We start from the raw sequence: 2,204 nt of genomic DNA on the forward strand, positions 1-2,204 counted from the left end.
GCGCTTCCGCCTCGCGCCGGGCGAGCGGCTGTACGGCACTGGCTCGCGTGCGCTGCCACTCGACCGCCGCGGCTACCGCCTGGAGCTGTACAACCAAGCCCACTACGGCTCGCAAAACCACGAGCCCAACCTGAATATCACCCTGCCCACGGTGCTCAGCAGCCGGGGCTACCTGCTGTTTTTCGACAACCACGCGCCCGGCTACCTCGACCTGGGCAAGTCCGATAACAACGTGCTCGAATACGGCGGCGAGGGCCTGCAGTCCCTCTCCTATTTCGTGATAACGGGCCGCAACCAGGCCGAAATCCTCGCCCGCTACACGGCCCTGACGGGCCGGCAGCCGCTGCCGCCGCGCTGGGCGCTGGGCCTCATTCAGAGCCGGTTTGGATATAAGTCGGACGCGGAAATGCAGCAGGTGGCCAGCCGCATGCGCCGCGAAAACTTCCCGCTCGATGCGCTGGTGCTGGACCTGTACTGGTTTGGCGGCACCAAAAAGCAGGGCGACTTTGCCTGGGAACCCACCGGTTTTCCCGACCCGGCCGGCATGATGGGCCGCCTGAAGCAGCAGGGCGTGAAAACCATCCTGATTTCGGAGCCTTACGTGATGCGCACCTCGCGTAACGACAGCCTCGTGTGCACGCAGGGGCTGGTGGGCACCGACGCCGCGGGCCGGCCATTCACGGTGGGCTCGTTTTGGGCCGGGCCGGCGAGCATTCTCGACGTCACGAAGCCCTCGGCCCGGAACTGGCTGTGGGACAATTACCGCCGCCTGCACAACCAGGGCGTAGCCGGCTGGTGGAGCGACCTCGGCGAGCCCGAAAACCACCCCGCCGCCATGCAGCACGCCGGCGGCCCGGCGCGGCAGGTGCACAACGCCTACGGGCAGCTGTGGGCCGGCATTTTCCGCGACAACTACGCCCGGGAATTCTCTGAAGAGCGGGTGTTCAACCTGGCCCGCTCGGGCTGGGCGGGCCTGCAGCGCAACGGTGTGTTTCCGTGGTCGGGCGACATCAACCGCTCGTGGAGCGGCCTGCAGGCCCAGGTGCCGGTGATGCTGGGCATGGGCCAGGGGGGAGTGGGCTACATGCACTCCGACGCCGGCGGCTTCTGCGTGGGCGGCATCGACCCTGAGCTGTATACCCGTTGGCTGCAAATGGCCAGCCTCTGCCCCATCCTGCGCCCCCACGGCGAAGGCGTGCCGCCCGAGCCCTACTTCTACCCCGAGCCCTACAAAAGCGCCGTGCGCAATGCCACGCACCTGCGGTATGAGTTGCTGCCGTATCTGTACACGCTGGCTTGGCAGAATACGGTTCGCGGCCTGCCACTAGTGCGGACCACCGACTTTAATAATGGTTATCCGGTGTTCGTGCCCCCGCCGCCTACGCAAGAGGAATTGGCCATCGCGAACCAACTCGGTTCCGAAGCTGATTGGGGCGCTGTTGAAGGGAGAGCCAAACTTCATGATGACACCGTTACCAGTGCTCCAACCAATTCTCCGGTTACCAAAGCAATGGCCACGGCCAACGACCAGTACCTTCTCGGCCCCAACCTACTGGTAGCACCCGTGCTCAACCCCAGCCAGCGGCAGCGCAATGTGCTGCTTCCTAGTGGCAACTGGATTGATTTTTATTCCAACCAGACTTATACCGGCAATAGCAAAGTAGCCGTGCCCGCCCCGCTGGCCCACACGCCGCTGCTGGTGCGCGCCGGCACCCTGCTGCCAATGACGGCCTACCGCCCCAGCACCGACCAGTTTCGGGCCGATACGCTGCTGCTGCGCTACTATCCCGACGCCGGCACGCCCAACTCCAGCTTCACGCTATATGAGGACGACGGGCACTCGGCCCGGGCACTGGAAAAGTCCGAATTCGACCTGCTTACGAAAAAAGGCTATTTTGAAGCCGCGGAAACCACCGTGCAGTTGCACGCCAAGGGCGGCCGCTACGCCGGGCAGCCTGCGTTTCGGCTGGTGCGGCTGCTGGTACAGCGCGTAGCGGCCGCGCCCACCGCGCTGCTGCTTGATGGGCAGCCCATTCCGGCCGAGGGCTTTGCCTACGATGCCGCCCGGCACGAGTTGGACGTTCATTTCCTGATGCGTACCGATGCGGTCGTTAGCATCCGCAGCCTGCGGCTGCTGGACGCGCCCGCCACCGCCGCGCCCGAAACCCTCACGCTGGAAGTGCCCGACCAGCGCAGCTTCGGCC

Annotated in this window: 1 protein-coding gene; it reads left to right on the plus strand. The window is 65.3% G+C overall.

From position 1 onward, the window contains the following. On the plus strand, positions 1-2,204 hold a 2,204-nt coding region (locus tag ACYVDE_RS20785), incomplete at both ends, for a TIM-barrel domain-containing protein (protein WP_460503448.1).

Source organism: Hymenobacter agri (assembly GCF_054778495.1).